Origin of the sequence: Aestuariibaculum lutulentum (genome assembly GCF_032926325.1) — a bacterium.
Lineage (GTDB): Bacteria > Bacteroidota > Bacteroidia > Flavobacteriales > Flavobacteriaceae > Aestuariibaculum > Aestuariibaculum lutulentum.
Genome location: NZ_CP136709.1, coordinates 2,085,728 through 2,104,979, shown reverse-complemented (window position 1 = coordinate 2,104,979; position 19,252 = coordinate 2,085,728). Strand labels below are relative to the sequence as shown.

Here is a 19,252-nt window from a genome sequence, read left to right as displayed (position 1 = left end):
ATTTTAGTAATTAAAATAGTGTATACAAAAACGTTGAGCCTTTTTAAAAAATGCTCAAAAACACGACAAGGCTACAACACCAAAAGGTATTATAACCGTTTTACTAAAATCAAATTAAATAGGTCTCGACCAGCTTGTAGATTTGCCTGCTGACGAGTGGTGGCTTGTAAGCCGTATAAAAATTATCAAGTTGTTCTTCCCCTTCAAAAAGATTGATATAGGTGTAAACAAAAGAGGTTACAAACAATTGTTGATGGAATGCTATTTTTTCTAAAGTTTGCTGAAGTTCGTCTTGCCCCTCAACAACCACCTGTTTATCATCACAACAATTTTTCTTTGTAATCGTACATGCATCAGTTGATGGCATATCCATTTGCATTCCGCAATCTTTAGCGTCATGAAATACCGCCATATCTACTAAAGTATCTCCGCAATAATGCATATCAACAGTAAACGACATTGTTGTGAATAACACGACAAATGCCATTGAAATTGCCATTATTTTTAGAAATATACTTTTCATGATTAAAACAAAGTTACAAAATTTTAATTATGAGTATTCTATTTAACAGAAGTTTAGATTATTCTTCATACAATTCTAACACAAAACAAAAAAGGTTCCTAAAACAGGAACCTTTTATCTATTATTATTTTTCTTCTGCTAGACTATGCTTAGCATAATTTAAATTCATGGCTTTATAGCGTTCTATTAAATTAGGAAGTCTTAATTCAAAATCACTCCAGTCTCGCTGGTCTTGGGCTGACCAAACCACCTCACTTAAAGCAGTCATTCTTGGCAAAATCATGTACTCCACATAATCGGTTGTTTCCATGTATTCTGTCCATACATTTCCCTGAGCACCTAAAATATACTTCTTCTCTTCTGCTGTTAATTCTTCCGGCTCCGGATTATAAAAATACACCTTTTCCACAGTTGTAAAACCACCAATAGCCAAAGGTTCACTGTCTTTATCTTTAGACTGATAATGGTCGAAATAACAATGAGAACCCGGTGTCATAATGACATCATGATGTTGTTTTGCAGCTTCAATGCCGCCTTTAGTTCCTCGCCATGACATTACGGTCGCATTTGGTGCTAAACCGCCTTCCAAAATTTCATCCCAACCAATAATTTGTTTGCCTTTTGCATTAACAAACTTTTCTATACGTTGAATAAAATAACTCTGCAACTCATGCTCATCATGCAAACCAAGAGCCTTGATTTTACTTTGACAATTTGAACAACGTTTCCAGTTTCCTTTCGGACATTCATCTCCACCAATATGAATATATTTTGAAGGGAATAATGGCAATACTTCAGATAATACATCTTCTAAAAACTTAAAGGTATGTTCTTGACCTGCACAATACACATCGCCAGTTACACCCCAAGTTTCATAAACCACTTTAGCCGTTCCGTTAGCTTGAAGCTCCTTGCTTTTTTCAGACATTGGACTTTTACCTAAATCGGTTGGCTCCTCAGGAAAACAGCTTAATTCAGGATAGGCTGCAATGGCCGCTGCACTATGACCTGGCAATTCTATTTCAGGAACAACTGTAACATGTTTACTTGCTGCATACGCAACAACTTCTTTAATTTCCTCTTGAGTATAAAATCCGCCATAAACTTTCTGGTCGTTAGATGTTCCCGGATGATGCCCAACAATAGTTCCGTTTCTGAAAGCCCCTACTTCTGTAAGTTTTGGGTATTTTTTAATTTCAATTCTCCACCCTTGATCTTCGGTTAAATGCCAATGGAAAGTATTCATTTTATGCATCGCAATTAAATCGATGTATTGTTTGATGAAACTTACTGGAAAGAAATGACGCCCAACATCAAGATGCATTCCTCTGTAAACAAACCGTGGTTGATCTTTTACAATAACCGCAGGAATCGTGAAAGCACTTGCTATTTTGGCAGCTATTTCAATTTCAGAAGGCATTAACTGTTTCAACGTTTGAATACCATAAAATACCCCCGTGCTAGTTTTTCCTGAAATAACAATTTCATTAGTATTAACCACCAATTCGTAACCTTCAGCATTCTCAATAGCATCATCTAATTTTAAAACAATAGCTCCCTTTTCGGCTTTAGTTTCAATTTTTAATGTTTTCCCTATTGCAGCACCTAAAATCTCAGACAAATAACTAGCTTCCTTATTAAGTTCTTCATTATAAACTATTTTTGTTTTTTTATCAACCTTAAATGTTCCCTCTAAAATTTCCTGAAAAGCAGGCTTGGGAATGATTTGATAATCGCTTGCCTTGTTTGCTGTTTGACCAAAAAGACTGGTATTGAACAAGATTAAGATAACAAATAGCATTAATGCTGAAGATTGAAGTTTCATGTTTTATGTTTTAGTTTGACCGACAAGGTATTTGAATTCTCCAATTTTCAAAAAAAGTTTAGACGGAAGTAGTTATTTTAATAATGAACGACATGTTTTCATAAAAAAAGGCCTCCAATTACCTAAACTGAAAGCCTTTTAAACAACTAATTACACTATTCGAGCAAACGTTTTTGTTTACCTTCTTTTATGACACCTTTTACAAGTTCGAACAACTCTTTTTTAAGTGCACGATACTCATTTAAAAAGGCGTTTACTTTTATAATAAGCTTACGATGTTCGTCTCGATAGGCTTCCTCTTCTTCGTATTGATCTAATCCGTCGACCATAATTTCCAATCCATTTTCATGACGTTTTACTTCTTCAAGTAAATCGGTAATTTCATTATGAACTTTACTAATTTCCTCAGACATTTTTTTACCATCTTCAAAATGTTTGGATTCAATTAACTGAAGGGTGTATGACTTGATTAAATCATTAAAAAACAATTGTTCGTCTTTTGCAAATTCTAACTCAGACACCCATTTAAGAGTACTTTCATGCATATTTTCGGAGTTTAGCCATATGCGATACCCTTTAACTTCTTGTGTTTTCATCTTTAATGCTGTTTTTATATCTCTTATTTAGTTTTTAGTTTAAATATTTCTCCTTCTATTCTGAAAGAGAATACATTTCAATTATTTCTTCATCAAACAACTTTGGAATCGTGGCATTCCAACCAAAAGTGCTCTTTAATTTTAGTCGTAAGGCATCTAAAGCTGTAGGTTCGCCATGTATTAAAAACACCTTTTCAGGAACATTCATAATATTGTTCATCCAGTCCAGTAATTCATATTGGTCGGCATGTGCCGATAGACTATCTATACTTTTTACGGTCGCTTTTACCGGATAGTATTTCCCGTAGAATTTTAGTTCGTGTGCCCCTTCTTTTAAAAGACGCCCACGAGTACCTTCAGCCTGATAGCCTACCAATAAAATAGTTGTTGAACGCTGATCGATAAGTTGCTGCAAATACGTTAGTACGCGACCACCGGTTACCATACCACTACCGGCAATAATTATTTTAGGCCGATTATCATCAATGGTTTCCCAGGTTTCTTTGTACGACTGAATAATATTCACATGATTACACATGGCTTCGTACTCTGCATCAGATAGTTTATGCCACTTGTTGTATTGCTTAAAGACCTTGAGCACGTTGGTTCCCATAGGGCTATCAACAAAAATGGGAATGTTAGGAATTTTGTTTTTCTTGTACAGTTTCCAAAGTAAAAACACCAAGGTTTGTAACCGTTCTACCGCAAAGCTTGGAATAATTAAATTGCCATTTTTGCGAATGGTTTCATTAATAATTTCAGACAGTTCCTCTTCAACATCATCTTTTGGATGCAGTTTATCGCCATAAGTACTTTCAACAAATAAATAGTCGGCCCACTCCGGTTTTTTAGGTGGTTCCAACAAATAATCTTTAATTCGCCCCACATCGCCAGAGAAGACAAAACGTTTACCATTAATATCTATTTCTATAAAAGTTGACCCTAAAATATGGCCATTAGATTGAAAACGATACGAGATGTTATCGGACAGGTAAATCCATTTGTTTGGCATTTCAACCTGAAACTTTCTAATAATGCGTTCAACATCTAATTTGGTATAAAACGGCAAGGCCGGATGGTGCTCGGTATAATCTTCCTTGTTCGCCTTTTCGGCATCTTCTTCATGTATTTTGGCGCTATCTAAAAGCACAATTTCAGCAATAGATAAAGTAGGTGCTGTTCCAACAATTGTTCCTTTAAAACCTTGTTTTAACAGTCTTGGTAAATAACCCACATGATCGAAATGTCCGTGGGTAAGTAAAATAACATCTACAGTACTTAAATCTATAGGTAAATCGTTCCAGTTTTGTAACCTTAACTCTTTTAAACCTTGAAACATTCCGCAATCTACCATGATATTTTTTTCGGCTGTTTCAATAAAAAATTTTGAGCCTGTAACGGTTCCTGATGCACCTAAAAATGTTATTTTAACAGAATCGTCCATAATTATTGATGACATAACATGTTTATTTCGTTTAATATTTTTTCTTTTCTTTTTTCTGAAATCCCTAAATGGTCGAGATAAAAGGCATCTCCAACCAATTGCCGGCATAACACCACATCGCGACTCAACAAAAATTGCTTTTCTCGTTGCGTTAATAAAGTAGAAACGGTTATGGGATACAACCCCAATCGATCAATCCGGTCCTTTAACCCATTATTTCCAGGATAATCCCAACTTAGCAAATACAAATTGACACATTGTCCATATTTTAGGGCATCCTCTGTAAACCGGGTATTTGTAACCACCCAGCCTTCGGTTAAATCAGAGGTGTTTTTGGGATTTTTATCCCAATGCGTTTTTATATCGTTATATCGGGAATTGATATACAGAGGCACTTTTACATTGCATTTAAAATTCTTCTCGCTATGAAACTTACACTCTACAATAGTGGTTGAATTATTCTTTGTCGCAACAACATCTACCTCATGTGAAATGCAATGTCCCTGCAGTACTTTATCGACTTCGGTAGTGTAACCCGAATACATTAAAATTGCACTTATGAATCGTTCAAACGGAAAACCAGTTGGACCCAATTCATAAATGGCGCGTTTCAGTTTATACTTTGAAGCCAAATAACTTTTCTCCTTTCTCAGCAAAGCAAAAGCTCTATTATAAATTTCCTTGGTAGAAATATTTTCATATAACTCCCCAACTACAATATCAACAATCTCATCTACCGTGGCCTGTTTAGCTCCACTTCTAAGCAAAGATTTCCTTAATTTATCTATTGAAAACTTCACCTTTTCACCAGAAGATTTTATGATATCGACAGTCGTTTTCATATTTTAATAGTTAGCTTCGAACTTTTAAAATTAAAAAACCTGTTACCCTCTTGCTATGATATTTATCAGTTTACTTTCTTCTTAAAAAGTCTTTTCATTTTTACTATCTTAGGTTCTTAACTTGTTACAAACACTTTCATGAAACTTCTAATATCCAAATCATTATCATGTTGCTTCATCATTTTTTCTTATTTCAACGTTTATGCGCAAACCTATGCTAAAAACGGCATGGTGGTATCGAGCAGTAAAATAGCTTCGGCTGTTGGTGTGGATATTTTAAAACAAGGAGGAAATGCTGTAGATGCTTCCGTTGCTACGGCTTTTGCTTTAGCGGTAACACACCCATCTGCAGGCAATATTGGTGGTGGTGGTTTTTTAGTTTATTTAGACACAACCGGCTTCTCTACAGCCATCGATTTCCGAGAAAAAGCGCCTTTAAAAGCAGGTCCTGAAATGTTTTTGACCAAAGAAGGTGACTTACCTAAAGGGATAAATTTATATGGAAAAGAATCAACAATAAATCACATCGGATTAAAGTCTGTTGGAGTTCCGGGAACCGTTTCCGGTTTATATCTGGCACATGGTAAATATGGAAAATTACCTTGGAAAAAATTGGTACAACCAGCCATTGATCTGGCCGAAAACGGCTTTGCTCTTCCTTATTCCATTGCTCAGTTTGCCATTTACACTAATGATAATTCTGATATTCAGTTTTTAAAAGATTATTTTAAAAATGAAAAAGGTGAACTGGTAAAGTTTGGTGAACTTTGGAAACAACCTGCTTTAGCGCATACTTTAAAATTAATTAGAGACAAAGGTAAAGACGGATTTTACAAAGGAGAAGTTGCCAACGACATTGAAAATTTCATGAAAAACAATGGTGGCATCATCACTAAAAAGGATTTAAAAAAGTACGAAGCTATAGAGCGAAAACCTGTAAAAGGAACTTTTAAAGGATACGAAATCTATTCCATGCCGCCGCCAAGTTCAGGTGGGGTTGCCCTTCTTGAAATGATGAATATAATGGAACAGGCCAATTTAGAAACCATTGAATTTAACTCAACCGAATACATACATCTTTTAGCTGAAGTCATGCGCCGAACCTTTGCAGATCGCGCCGAATTTCTTGGTGATCCAGACTTTAACCCGGATATTCCTTTAGATAAACTAACTTCTAAAACATTTGCAAAAACACGTTTTGAAAATATTGATATGACGCATGCTTCACCCAGTAATCCTGCTCAATTCGGACAAATTTACGACGGAGAAAACACAACCCATTTTTCGGTGGTAGATAAAGACGGAAATGCTGTTGCCCTAACCTACACACTTGAACATTCTTATGGTTCTGGGATGGGTTCAAAAAAACTTGGTTTTATATTCAACAATGAAATGGGCGATTTTAATGCGAAACCCAATGTTACAAACGAAGAAGGTTTAATCGGTTCTAACCCAAACATCATACAACCTGAAAAACGTATGTTGTCGAGCATGACACCAACAATTGTTGCTAAAAACGGTAAACCTTATTTACTTATTGGAAGTCCCGGAGGAAAAACGATTATTAATACTGTTTTTCAAACCGTATTAAATGTTTTAGGATACAATATGCCTGTGGACAAAGCTATTGAAGCGATGAAAATTCATCACCAGTGGTTACCCGACAGCATTACTTACGAAGCCGATAAATTATCTCCCGATACCAAGAAAAATCTTGAATTCATGGGACACCGATTAACACCAACTAATCGTTTGGGTGAATTAATGGGTATTCAAATAGATAACGAAAACCACATTCTTATAGGCGCATCAGATTCATCGAGTGCTGAAGGTGCTGCTGTAGGCTACTAATAGCTTAAGGCACAAAATACTTTAAACAAAAAAGAGCAACGTGTAGTTGCTCTTTTTTGTTTATTATCAATAATCTTAATTTCCTTTTTTTATCAGTTCTGTAAGCGCTGAAACAGGAATGGTAGCTTTCAATACCATTTGTGTTTTAGTTGCATCGTCGGAATGCTGAAGTGTTTTTGTATAAGACACGGTTCCTATAACATTTCCAAATTGATCAATAATGGCCGAGCCACTTGAACCAGCAGCAAAATCGGCAGAAATAGCCATAATATTTCTATAACCTCCAATATTAATTTCACTAAACTTATCGGTTACCATTCCCGAAGAAAAGGCATAATAATACCCTTTAGGATGACTAACAATAAAAACCGGATCACCAATTTCAGCATCTTTAGTTGCTATTGGTAATACAGGAAGTTCTCTACCTTTAGTATCTATTTTTAAAATCGCCAAATCGTTTTTTTGATCTGCAGATAATATAGCTTCGACAGGAAAAATTGTACCATCTTTAAGCATTACCACCATAACATCTCTGGCATCTTTGTTATACTTCGTTATATAACTATTAGCAACATGATAGTTGGTTACGATAATTCCTTTTGAATCGATAATATAACCCGATGCTGGGTAGGTATGCACCTTATCACATGCTTTACCCTTCTCATCAACCTCGCCACATCGACCTGCAGGAGAAACAATAACAATAGATTCAGAAACACGATTATACAGTTCACTTGGTTTCAGACTTTTTTTCTTTGGTGATTTCAGGTTTACTTCTACCGGAGCATACCCCTTATTTTTAAAAGAAGGACTAAGAGAATCGGCTGAAATCACATGACCTGCATCAATGAGTTTCCCTGCCTTTATTGCTAATGGCACTTTATAATGACGAATGTTACTTTTATAATTCTGAGCCTGAACTGCTACTGTAAACGCACATAATACCAAAACAATTTTCAATACGTATTTCATGATATAAAATGATAATTTGTCTGAATTCGACAACTAATAATAATTAAAGTTTAAGAGCTCAAAGGTACATTTTTAGTACTAAAGCTTTCTTAGAGCTTTGTTAAAACTGAATTTTAAAACTAATATCACTAAATTAAAGAATAAAAAAGAGAACCTATTTCTAGATTCTCTTGCTTCGTCGCGGGAACAGGACTCGAACCTATGACCTTCAGGTTAAGAGTTCATCATCAAACTTATTCACAACACAAAATAAGGGCTTCCCCGATGCTATATTTTAAATTCGTGTTCCAAAACGTGTTCAGTTTTGTGTTCACTTTGTTATTTAAATTTCTAATGCAATAGAACAAAAAATGAAATACTCAATTTTAGAATTTTGAATCCAAAGTTTTGCCCCACTTTTCTATTAATATTTTCGTTTCCAATTCTGTAATTGGAATAACTGTTCCATGTCTTGGGTGAAAATCCATTGAAACACTTTCATCTACAATTTTGAAATTGATTAGGTCTTTGGTTTTTGTAAATTGGTATTTACCCTGATTATAAACATCGTACATTAAAATATAGTCATCAGAACCAATTAACTTAAATATACTTGAGCCTTCTACAGCTTCATCGGTTTGATCCATAAAACCATCTACCTCTTCATATCCTTCTGTTAAACTATTGGAAACTGCCTGCATAATACCCTTTTTTCCTTCATCTTCATTTTTAAAAAACAAGTGATATTTACCATCTTTATATATAATATCTCCATCGATACAAGCACTATTTGTAGGACTGAAATATAATTGTTCTGGCGTCGTTTCTAAACCTGTAAAATCTGCATTAGCATAGGCATAATATATTTTATCTGGCCCAGATTCACCTAACATAGACCAATAAATCATATACTTTTTAGCCTTATTATCATAAATGGTTTGCGGCGCCCACACTCTTACAATATCTACAAACTCATTTGGAAAAGTCCTTGGAATATTAACCACTGTCGATGTCCAATGAATTAAGTCTGTAGATTTCATTAAAACCATAGCTCGGTTAGAACTCCATCCATTAGCTGAAACCATATCGGTTACAACCATATAGAACGTTTTCCCATCATGGCCACGTAATATATGAGGATCACGAACACCACCTGTAGAGCTTATGTCTCCAGAATCTATAATAGGTTCATTATTGTTAAGTGCATAGTAATTAAAACCATCACGACTTAGTGCAAATCTTATAGACTCCTCTTCTGGACCATTACCCACAAAATATGCAAATAGGTAATTTTTAAACTCACTTTGAGTTTCTAAATTTTCATTACAAGAAACAAGTATCACAAAAAAGCAAGCTATCAATAACCTATATATCTTTTCAATATTTTTCATTCTTTGTTCTTATTTATTATAATACTGTTCATCTGTAACAAATTTTACAATTAATGATTAACTATAATTTTTTTAGTAATATTTCCTGTATCGCTTGTCATTTTAAGAATATATAACCCCGACGTTAAACCCGAAACATCTAATTGTAGATTATTTGAAAAGTGGGACTGTTTTTCAATTAACAGCTTTCCATTCAAACTATACAAAAACAATTTATAATTTGCCAAATGTGATTTTTCTGAAGTCGTAATATTTAAAAAGTCATCTGCAGGTACAGGCCACAAGTTAATCTTGTTAGCTATTAGTTTATCATCTTCTACAGACAGCGCATTATAAATTGCACCAACTGTACCCGGAGTCATTTGATAATTATAAATTCTGAAATCATCAACAAGTCCTTCAAAATATTTTTTATTACCTGTGTTTACACCTAAATAATTCAAAAAAGGCATAATATCAATCGGTCGTATGGAAGCGATTTCTGATTGTGCAACCACTTGCCCATTTATGTAAAGAAACATTCCTAAATCTCCTATCGTTATAGCAACATGAGCCCATTCTCCTGCTGGCAATGCAGCCGCATTTAATTTTTGTTCCACGCCATTGTGCTTTATTGCAAATTCGGTAAACCCGGAAATAGAAGGAGATAAATAAAAATACTCATCACTACCATTACTAAACTCAAATAGATACTGTCCCACATTAAACCCCGCCCATTTTACCCAAGTTGAAATGGTTAATTCTTCATAACTAGCTATATCTGAAGACAATTGCATAAAATCTGAACTTCCGTTTAAAGACACGGCTCCTTCGCCGTTTATTCCTGAAACAAAGCTCCCTCCATTAATAGCTGCATGATTTAAATTTACAGTACTATCCTTAGTGTCACTATCTAAATTAAGACGAACAACCATATCATTTGCGCCGTTTACACTTGTAGTGACCTCATTTGAAAAATTTGACTGATTTAAAGATTGGTCAACTGCCTTTATTACATAAAAATAAGTTTCTCCCGCAAGCACTGTATTATCTACAAACTCGGTTGTAACCACGCTTCTTGATATGGTATTGTAAGCACCTCCCATTGTTTGAGATCGAAGAATATCATAGCCTAAAACATCAGATTCCGGACTCGCACTCCAACTAAGTTTTACCGATGTCGGTCGACTTTCTGCAACTAAATTGGTTGGTATGCTGGGTGCATCGAATTCTATAGGAGCATCAACAGGAAGAAAACGCCACTGCTGGTTTTGTGAATTAGATTTTTCTCCTTGAACCAAATTACCAGAACCATTTATTTCTGCGCAATAAGAACTTTCTCTGCTTCTAATATAAAACCATCCATCTTCAGCGTAATCTAAATACCATTGCTGATTTCCATAGGGCCCATTATCCCAAATACTAACCTTCCCTCCTGGCTCTAATGAATACCCGTACAAATCCAATCTTCTATTGGCACTTGACACAGGTTTAATTCGATAGTAACTAAAATCGCCTCCTACTCTGGAGTCTACAGGAAACACTTCCCACTGCTGTGTTAGTTTCCCTGAATAATTACCTTGATAAACACCTGCTTCGTTAAAATCGCCTGCAACTTCAAGTACTTGTCCTGTAGCTCTGTTTACCAATTTATAGGTTCCGTTTATTACTGGTTGTATATCGTCTCCCCAAGAGATGTTTATAACGCGCTCTGCATTGGTTTGACCTTGACCGTATCCTGTGCCTCCTGGCAACTCCAAAACAAAGCTTCGTTGTGGCCCATAACCATCATAATAAACTACCCTATCTTTTGATAAATAATTATATGTTGTCGTTACGGCCTGGCGTTCTGATGTTCCTCCGAAGGCCTGAACTTTCCCTTCTGGATTTCTGTACACGGCTGCTGCTGTCCAGTTAGATCGATGTTCTGAATACCCTAATCGCTCGCCATCAAAAGCCTTCACCATTTCCCCACTGGCCAGATCGATATCTGCCCACCAAATACCAGTTTGCATACCATATTCATAGCCAACCAAAGCTTCTACAATATTATGAAGTTCATCAAGTGTTGCATGATGTCCATTGGCTCTAACATTTTGAAGAAAGCTGGCAAACCCATTAAAACTGCCAGCTAACTGATGTGTATTCCCCTCATCAACACCCGCAGGCACTAAATAATCATACCATCCCTGAGCTTCATCACAATTTAAAGTATTACCTCCGGAAAGCCTAATCGCATCATAAAATGAATTATTGTTCATTAGATTAGTAATATCATACATATCTTGAGCAGATCCCTGACCCCAGCCATAATCCGGCTCATTAAATGCTCCTATGGTAACGATAGAATGCCCTGCATCGATAAACTTTTGCGCCGTAGTTCTAATTAATTGTTCCCAACGTGCCGGATTCCCGACATACCAATTATCTACCCAAGGATGATCGCAATTAAGCGCCAGGTTTGTTTTAGGCCCCACATAAGTATTAATCAAATTCAACCGATTATTAAGATCGTTAATTTGCTCTGTTGTAAGATCTGTCTCGTTGACCAAAGGATAGGTTGGCTGAAAAGATGCTCGAACAATATCAATTTGATCCAACCCCATAAAAAGGATATTACGACGAAAGTTTTGCATATCGGCCCAAGCTAAATCAGGACCAAATTCTATAGTTTTTGAAATTCCGTTTGCGGACAAATTAAAAGGTACTTTTCTATCAGCGATTGGCACGACTACCAAATTATCACTTGCACTAGCTATTTGCGCATATATACATTGTATTTCAATACTAGAAAGTAATATCAATACAATTAAAAGTTTAGTTGTTTTCATGATTTGCAATTAAAAGTTTCTATGCTCTTTTACTCTGCAAGGTTTACTATTAAAGACGCTTCAGTTAAACCAGAAGAAATGGCTTTAAGTTTAATTTCACCAGCTTCCTTTCCTCCTTTTATAACGACTAAAGCTCTCCCTTTCCAAACTTTATGAGTATGTACATTATATGCTGTTTCGTCCTTTAAATTTGCATTACCAACCCCTATAATTTTACCAGGACCAGTTATAGTAAATGATACACTATTATCTGCATTGGACACCAATTGACCATCGCTATCTGTTACCTCAACGGTTACGAATGTTAAATCCTGACCATTTGATTTTATAGTATTTCTGTCTGCAGTTAACTTTATTTGTGAAGCCTCTTTTTCAGTTTTAAGTATACACGATTCTAATTCCTGATTATCCTGAACTCCAACTGCTTTTAAAATTCCTTTTTTATAAGGTAATGTAAAGACCGCTTTATACTCTTGATCTAGTCCTGTTTTTTGCTCTGCAATTAGTTCATTGTCTAGGTAAAGACGTACACTTGGATATTTAGAATAGACCTCAACTTCAATAGGCTTTCCTTCATATCCAGGCCAATTCCAGCTTTCCCAAGTTGGCCACACAGCCCACATGGTTGTTTTTATTTCGCCTTCACTTGGATTTGGCTCACGAACTGCCATATAAATCTTTTCGGTATTATTCCAAAGAAGATCTCTATAGTGAGAAATAGGTTTACGCCATCCTATTAAATCAATATCACCACAATAAGCCCCGTGCCAAGGGTAAAAATCCTGCTTCCAATGTTGTCCTTCAGGTTCTCCTGGATAATAGTAGCGTCCAATACTTGATTCCCCTAAATAATCCATAGCTGTCCAGACAAAATCTCCTATAATGTAAGAGTGATCTTGAACCATTTTCCAATTATAAAAGGCATCTTTAGGGTAAGACTCGGTTTGAACGATAACCCGTGAAGGATCTCTTTCATGATCGCCCTCTGATTCATGCATCATATAATTATACCCGCAAATATCATGCTCGGCCATTAATGGATCGAAAATATCCCAACCCTGATCCCATGACGTCATAGCCGAAGTTACAGGTCTTGTTGGATCAAGTTCTCTAATATAGCTATTAAGCAGTCTAGCTGTTTCTACGGCTTCGGGTTTTGTTCGCTCTATAATTTCATTACCACTACTCCACATAACAATTGATGGATGATTACGATCACGTAAAACCATAGCCTCTATATCTCGTTGCCACCATTCATCAAAAATACTAGCATAATCGTGTGTTGTTTTTTTCTCACGCCACCCATCAAACGCCTCATCAATAACCAATAAACCCAGTCGATCACAAGCTTCTAAAAAGGCTTCTGAGGGCGGATTATGTGCAGTTCTAACCGAATTATATCCAGCAGCTTTTAATAATTCAACTTTTCGTTCTTCAGCTCTATCGTATGCTGCCGCACCTAAAATTCCATTATCATGATGAACACAACCTCCATTTAATTTAATAGACTCTCCATTTAAGATAAAGCCCTTATCGGCTGAATATTCAATTGATCGTATACCAAAGCTATTTTCCTCTTGATCAATATTTTCTCCTCTCTTTTTTAATGTAGATGTTGCTACATATAAATCTGGGTAATCAGGGCTCCATAACTTCGGATTGGTCACCTCTACATTTTGTGTAACCACTTGTTTGCCATTAGGCTTGAGCTCTATCTCCTGTTCTTCTTTTCCTGCAATTTCTCCGCTAGAATTTGAAATTTCAGTAATCAACTGAAGACTTTGTGTTTTATTCGTTTCGTTTTGAATGGTCGTATTAACTTGAACAGTGGCCTTTTCGCTGGAAATCTCAGGTGTTGATATTCCTACGCCCCAATTAGCTATATGCAAAGGCGAATTAACTTTTAACCAAACATGACGGTAAATTCCCGAACCACTATACCAGCGACAATTTTTTTGCTGTGAATTATCTACGCGAACAGCTAATGTATTTTTATTTCCATATTGAATGTAAGGACTTAAATCATGTTCAAAAGAGGTATACCCATATGGATGAACACCCAAAGACTTTCCGTTGATAAAGACTTCTGCATTCATATAAACACCTTCAAAATATATGCTTATTTTATTTCCTTCTAGTTCTTTTGAGATATCGAAATCTTTACGATACCAACCTATGCCAGCGGGAAAATACCCACCGTCATTTCCAGTAGCGTTTTCTGGACTGATCTGACCTTCAATACTCCAGTCATGAGGTATATCAAGAGTTCTCCAATTTTCATCGTCAAAATTTAAATTGGCAGCCATGGGAAAGTCTCCCAATTTAAATTTCCAATTGAAATCGAAATTTTGTTTTCCAAATACATTCTCATTTTGTTGTTCTTTGTTGTAAGAACAAGCGAATATTGAAATACTTAAAAGAACAAGAAAATTGATTTTTAAATAGTGTTTCATGATAGTTAAGCTCTAAATTTTAATCTTTTATTTGATTATTTTACTTTAAATGTATTTAAGGAATGTGGTGGCAATGCTACATTTAAAAATTTTCCCTCTAATTTTACTGATATGGTTTTACTTTGCTCATTAAAGTTACCTGCAAAAACTAAATCTTCTCCATTGGGGTTCGTAGCTAACATTACCGGCAACCTATCTTCCTTACCTGGTTTAAATGCTTTTATTATACTACCAGGAGTTAGGTACCGGGTATAATGCTTTACTGCAAAATATTCTGGTGTATAAGTTGCTTTTCGTGTTTTAGAATCGACACGAATTAATGCATTTTGCTTCCACCCCCAGCCACTTACACCTTCATCGTATAAAATAGCATTCCAAAACGTATATTCCTCACAACCATTACCTAAGTAATGATTTATTAAATTAAAGGTGTATTCAGCTGCGCCCCAATCAAAAGCGCCCCAACCACATTCACTTTCTGTTTGAACATATTTATATTTTGGATATTTTTCACGAATGCGTGATAAAATTTGCCCGCCTTCCCATTGAAAACCAATTCCGCTAAATGTTTCTGGTTGAGTTAAATTGGACAAAACCTCATCAATTACTTCATAATGATTAGTATTTATTGTTCCAAAATATAAATCTACATTAGGATGCTGTTCTTTTAATGTTGGCCCCAAATACTCCTCGTTAAAACGAATTATCCCTTCGGGTGTCCAAGCACAACCTGGATAAGGCGTATAACTCCAAGGTTCATTTTGAAACATAACCATTTTAATAGGAATCCCTTCCTCTTGATAAGCTGTTATGAACTTACTAAAATAATTGGCATAGGTTTGTAAATAGCGTGGATCTTGAATAAAATAGTCATTAACTGCCAATTTCTGAGGAAACTGATTTTCATATTTTTTATCATTTCCTTCAAATAGCAAATAATCTAACTTTGGGTTTAGCTCATTATACTCTTCATTACTAACAACCGAATAATAATTATTAATTTTCATCCAAGATGGAGGTGACCAAGGCGAAATCCAAAACATTAAATCAGGATTGTATTCCTGTGCTGCCTTTATAAAAGGGATTAAAGTTGTTTTATCTCGATCTATATTAAAGTATTTTAGCTGAAAATCACCATTAACTTCATCGCAGCTATACCAATCGCGAGCATAATCGTTTGCATTCATAGAAAAACGTCCCATAGTAAATCTTAAATCACCTTCCGGAGAAAACAACTGACTTAAAATTTTTTCCTGATTAGTACGTGATAACATATTAATTGCATCCCATCCACGCTCATTAAAACAAGTTCCCCAAGCTTTAAAAACTAAACCCTTATAATCATCGTTAATCTCCAGAGTAGGAGTTTTTGTTCCTGTTTTTTCCAACTTAGAAGTTAAGTATTCATACATATTTTCTTCTGTGCTGCATACCCACTCCACTGCTTGCCCATTCATTTTAATCGTGGATATCACAAAAAACACAAGCATAAAACATTTAAAATACATCTATTTATTTTTTTTCAATTTGAGGATTAACTTTTATTCTAATTTAAAAGAAAGACGTAGGGACACCAACTCCTACGTCCTTCCAACTACAATAAAACTAAATAATAATCTATTTTGCCATTAATACAATATCATCAAATCCGGTCCAGCCATCACCTCCATCAGCAGCTGCCGTATTAATTTCTATTCCTAATCTTGCTCCTACAGATTCTGCTGTAGCAGACGCACTTAATTCGATAGGGTTCCATTGAGATGAGACAAGATCTACTGTTTGTGTTTCAATAACATTTCGAACGCCATCGCCATTATTATAATACAGCGTTACTGTAAACTTGGCTCCATTCCAAATATCAAAAGCATCGACAGTTAATAGAAACTCTTCTCCCTCTGAAATAATATGATTCGTTAAATTATAAACCGGTGCATCTCCACTAAACTTATACCCCGCATAATCACTATTATCTGAGCTCATCCACCAAGCAGATGCTTCTACTCCAGAATCTACTGCCCCAGTATCACTACTCCATCCTGGAACATTTGCCCAATTCGTATATTTCGAATCACCTGGTAATTCAAAATCTGAATTTTCAACAACTACCGCCTCAAAAACAGGAGCATTAAACTCTACCATAATGTCTTTTGAGACCATAGCAGGTGTAGAACCTTCCATTCCATTTACTGTTAATGACACTGTATAAGTCCCATAATCGGTATAAGTATGGACAGGGTTTTCTTCGGTAGACGTTTGACCATCCCCAAAATCCCAAGAAAATGATTCTGAAGCGGTAGTTGTACTTGTAAACATTACCGTTAAATCTTCAATAGTTGCTGTGAATTTTGCCGTTGGATTTTCAATAACCGTTACTGATTTTGTAACTACAGCAGGCGTAGATCCTTCTTCTCCATAAACTGTTAACTTTACCGAATATGTTCCTGCAGAAGGAAATGTATAATCTGCACTTTTAGCAATTGATAATCCCCCATCTCCAAACTCCCATGACAGTGTTTTTCCATTCGTAGCTGTAGCTTCGAAAGAAACCAATAACGGATTCTCTGAATCAACTTCATAAGTAAAATCTGCTGTTGGATCCATAACATTTTCGTCACTACACCCCACAACAAACACAGACATTAGCATAGCTAAAGCTAAAAATCTTAAATTATATCTATTAATTATTTTCATTTTTAATTCGTTTAAAAATTATCTTATCTATGTTAGATTTGGCAGCCCTCTTCACTTTGTTATGCTCCAAGGGCCTACCAACTAAAATTTAGTAACCAGGATTCTGGATCAACTCATTATTTCTATTCAACTCATCCAATAAAATTGGAAGGAAATACGATTTATTATCATTCCATGCTCTCCCTTGAACATTATCAAGAACAGAATATGTTGGGGTGCTACTTCCGTAAGGATATACAATTTTAATACCCTCGGCTGGAGTAATTACATCTGGAGCAATCATCCATCGTCTTATATCAAAATAACGATGTTGTTCGTATGATAACTCGATACGGCGTTCGTTTCTGTAACGTTCCATTAAATCTACTCCTGTTTCACTTACCGGAACATCTGGCATGCCTGCGCGGTTACGTATCATGTTTAAATACGTTTTAGCCTCACCTTCTTCTCCTAACTCTATACATGCCTCAGCATAATTCAATAATACTTCGGCATATCGCATTTGTCTCCAAGGATATTTTTGCATGTTGGTAGCCGTATGATTTACTGCAGGATCTATAAACTTTCTCAAGTAATATCCCGTATACGTACCATTCCAGTCTTGCACCGGTCCCTGACGGGTATCTAGACCCGGGATGGTTGTGCCATCTGCCTGAACATATGATCCTGTTTGTACTCTTCCGGTAGGATCAGTTCCTGCTGTAGACTCCGGACGTGGTTTCCAATATGCGCCATCGTAAAGAATATTAGCATAAAATCTTGGATCTCGATTTTCATAAGGTGCAGCTGCCTGATCTGGATTGCTCCAATCAAAATAAGTTCCGTCTGCCATCTCATAATCGTCAACCAATTGTCCAATTGGTGTATTTCCTCCCCAGTTTTCCCAGCCGTTAGGTCCGTTAAACAAACCAACGTTTGGATTATCCCAGTTATTAGCATTATTAGCGTGATCAAAGAAGCTTAAGAAAATATCTTCTTCATTTCCATTGTTCAAGAAAATATTGATGTAATTCTGTGTAGCTGCCTCTTGAGAATCAAAACTTGTACCCCCATAAAGACTATACACTCCCAGGTTAATAACAGCTTTAGCAGCATCTTTAGCCGCTTTCCAACGATCCATTTGACTTCCACTGGTATAACTGATTAATTCAGGATTTCCATAACCATTAGTCCATGATGCTGAAGCAAACAAATCACTAGCTGCGTATAATAAAATCTTAGACTTTAAAGTTAAAGCAGCTCCTTTTGTAGCTCTTGCTTTATCTCCAGATGCAGGCAACATCGCTGCAGCTGCATCGCAATCTGCAACAATGAAATTCACAGTCTCTTCCAGCGTATTTCGAGGCACTAAAAACTCATCTGTTGGTGTATATGCCTTATCTATTATTGGAACACCTCCGTAAAAGCTCATTAACCACCCATAGAAATAACCTCTTAAAAAGTGAACTTCACCTTTTAACTTATCGATATCGTCACCTTCTAAACCTGATTTTTCAATATTTTCAAAAAACAGATTACAAGCTCTAATATTTTTATAGAGACTATTCCAGGTTAGATTATAGTAATCTCCTGTCCAATGCCAAGGGCTCAGTACACCTAAATAACTATCACTAATTTCACTGTTTAAAATTGGTTTTGCTTCCCAATCCCAAACGTCCATAGATTCATCACTTAGCGAGGACATCATTTCTGTTTGAAACGCATGATGTTGCCCCATGTAAATATTATCTACGTAAGCGGTTATTAAAGCCGGATCTGACCACACTGCCGAATCTGAAAATCGATCTAGCGGTGCTACTTCAAGAAAATCATCATTACAACCTGTTATCAACAAGATTAGTAATAATATATATATGTTTTTTATACGATTCATGA

Annotated in this window: 13 protein-coding genes; 1 reads left to right on the top strand and 12 read right to left on the bottom strand. The window is 35.8% G+C overall.

The window, feature by feature from the left end; genetic code table 11:
• Window positions 1-109 precede the first annotated feature (109 nt).
• The 5 genes from R1X58_RS08935 to R1X58_RS08915 all read right to left on the bottom strand — a co-directional run bounded on the left by R1X58_RS08935 (window position 110) and on the right by R1X58_RS08915 (window position 5,230).
• Entirely contained in the window at window positions 110-523 is a 414-nt protein-coding gene (locus R1X58_RS08935; RefSeq protein WP_317292967.1) for an HYC_CC_PP family protein, read from the bottom strand.
• Window positions 524-647: 124 nt separating this feature from the next.
• Window positions 648-2,348 carry a beta-N-acetylhexosaminidase gene (locus R1X58_RS08930; protein WP_240573526.1) on the bottom strand — a complete coding sequence of 567 codons (1,701 nt, stop codon included), beginning with the start codon at window positions 2,346-2,348 and terminating at the stop codon, window positions 648-650.
• Between the two features lie 155 nt (window positions 2,349-2,503).
• Window positions 2,504-2,944 carry a hypothetical protein gene (locus R1X58_RS08925; RefSeq protein ID WP_240573527.1) on the bottom strand — a complete coding sequence of 147 codons (441 nt, stop codon included), beginning with the start codon at window positions 2,942-2,944 and terminating at the stop codon, window positions 2,504-2,506.
• A 55-nt stretch (window positions 2,945-2,999) separates the two neighbouring features.
• Window positions 3,000-4,388, bottom strand: coding sequence for an MBL fold metallo-hydrolase RNA specificity domain-containing protein (locus tag R1X58_RS08920; protein WP_240573834.1), 1,389 nt, complete (start codon window positions 4,386-4,388; stop codon window positions 3,000-3,002).
• A 2-nt stretch (window positions 4,389-4,390) separates the two neighbouring features.
• On the bottom strand, window positions 4,391-5,230 hold the full coding sequence (locus R1X58_RS08915) for an ATP cone domain-containing protein (protein ID WP_240573528.1): 840 nt from the start codon (window positions 5,228-5,230) through the stop codon (window positions 4,391-4,393).
• A gap of 138 nt (window positions 5,231-5,368) precedes the next feature.
• Here R1X58_RS08915 and ggt point away from each other — a divergent pair, with 138 nt between their 5' ends.
• Entirely contained in the window at window positions 5,369-7,081 is a 1,713-nt protein-coding gene (gene ggt / locus R1X58_RS08910) for a gamma-glutamyltransferase (RefSeq protein WP_240573529.1), read from the top strand.
• Window positions 7,082-7,156: 75 nt separating this feature from the next.
• On the opposite strand, the gene R1X58_RS08905 is transcribed toward ggt, so the two are convergent.
• The 7 genes from R1X58_RS08905 to R1X58_RS08875 form a co-directional block, all read right to left on the bottom strand.
• Window positions 7,157-8,053: a S1 family peptidase gene (locus R1X58_RS08905; protein WP_240573530.1), complete on the bottom strand. Its 897-nt coding sequence runs from the start codon at window positions 8,051-8,053 to the stop codon at window positions 7,157-7,159.
• Window positions 8,054-8,418: 365 nt separating this feature from the next.
• Window positions 8,419-9,423 carry a glycoside hydrolase family 43 protein gene (locus R1X58_RS08900; protein WP_240573531.1) on the bottom strand — a complete coding sequence of 335 codons (1,005 nt, stop codon included), beginning with the start codon at window positions 9,421-9,423 and terminating at the stop codon, window positions 8,419-8,421.
• A gap of 50 nt (window positions 9,424-9,473) precedes the next feature.
• Window positions 9,474-12,233 (bottom strand): LamG-like jellyroll fold domain-containing protein, encoded by a 2,760-nt coding sequence (locus R1X58_RS08895; RefSeq protein ID WP_240573532.1) that lies wholly within the window; start codon window positions 12,231-12,233, stop codon window positions 9,474-9,476.
• A gap of 29 nt (window positions 12,234-12,262) precedes the next feature.
• Window positions 12,263-14,686, bottom strand: coding sequence for a sugar-binding domain-containing protein (locus tag R1X58_RS08890; protein WP_240573533.1), 2,424 nt, complete (start codon window positions 14,684-14,686; stop codon window positions 12,263-12,265).
• Window positions 14,687-14,721: 35 nt separating this feature from the next.
• Window positions 14,722-16,143: a glycoside hydrolase family 30 protein gene (locus R1X58_RS08885; protein WP_240573534.1), complete on the bottom strand. Its 1,422-nt coding sequence runs from the start codon at window positions 16,141-16,143 to the stop codon at window positions 14,722-14,724.
• Between the two features lie 160 nt (window positions 16,144-16,303).
• Window positions 16,304-17,377 carry a PKD domain-containing protein gene (locus tag R1X58_RS08880; RefSeq protein ID WP_304653876.1) on the bottom strand — a complete coding sequence of 358 codons (1,074 nt, stop codon included), beginning with the start codon at window positions 17,375-17,377 and terminating at the stop codon, window positions 16,304-16,306.
• A gap of 88 nt (window positions 17,378-17,465) precedes the next feature.
• Window positions 17,466-19,250 (bottom strand): RagB/SusD family nutrient uptake outer membrane protein, encoded by a 1,785-nt coding sequence (locus R1X58_RS08875; protein WP_240573535.1) that lies wholly within the window; start codon window positions 19,248-19,250, stop codon window positions 17,466-17,468.
• Window positions 19,251-19,252 lie beyond the last annotated feature (2 nt).

What these genes read in the sequence shown, in the direction of transcription:
- R1X58_RS08935 (WP_317292967.1), bottom strand. Translation starts at nt 523, where the DNA reads ATGAAAAGTATATTTCTAAAAATAATGGCAATTTCAATGGCATTTGTC.
- R1X58_RS08930 (WP_240573526.1), bottom strand. Translation starts at nt 2,348, where the DNA reads ATGAAACTTCAATCTTCAGCATTAATGCTATTTGTTATCTTAATCTTG.
- R1X58_RS08925 (WP_240573527.1), bottom strand. Translation starts at nt 2,944, where the DNA reads ATGAAAACACAAGAAGTTAAAGGGTATCGCATATGGCTAAACTCCGAA.
- R1X58_RS08920 (WP_240573834.1), bottom strand. Translation starts at nt 4,388, where the DNA reads ATGGACGATTCTGTTAAAATAACATTTTTAGGTGCATCAGGAACCGTT.
- R1X58_RS08915 (WP_240573528.1), bottom strand. Translation starts at nt 5,230, where the DNA reads ATGAAAACGACTGTCGATATCATAAAATCTTCTGGTGAAAAGGTGAAG.
- ggt (WP_240573529.1), top strand. Translation starts at nt 5,369, where the DNA reads ATGAAACTTCTAATATCCAAATCATTATCATGTTGCTTCATCATTTTT.
- R1X58_RS08905 (WP_240573530.1), bottom strand. Translation starts at nt 8,053, where the DNA reads ATGAAATACGTATTGAAAATTGTTTTGGTATTATGTGCGTTTACAGTA.
- R1X58_RS08900 (WP_240573531.1), bottom strand. Translation starts at nt 9,423, where the DNA reads ATGAAAAATATTGAAAAGATATATAGGTTATTGATAGCTTGCTTTTTT.
- R1X58_RS08895 (WP_240573532.1), bottom strand. Translation starts at nt 12,233, where the DNA reads ATGAAAACAACTAAACTTTTAATTGTATTGATATTACTTTCTAGTATT.
- R1X58_RS08890 (WP_240573533.1), bottom strand. Translation starts at nt 14,686, where the DNA reads ATGAAACACTATTTAAAAATCAATTTTCTTGTTCTTTTAAGTATTTCA.
- R1X58_RS08885 (WP_240573534.1), bottom strand. Translation starts at nt 16,143, where the DNA reads ATGAATGGGCAAGCAGTGGAGTGGGTATGCAGCACAGAAGAAAATATG.
- R1X58_RS08880 (WP_304653876.1), bottom strand. Translation starts at nt 17,377, where the DNA reads ATGAAAATAATTAATAGATATAATTTAAGATTTTTAGCTTTAGCTATG.
- R1X58_RS08875 (WP_240573535.1), bottom strand. Translation starts at nt 19,250, where the DNA reads ATGAATCGTATAAAAAACATATATATATTATTACTAATCTTGTTGATA.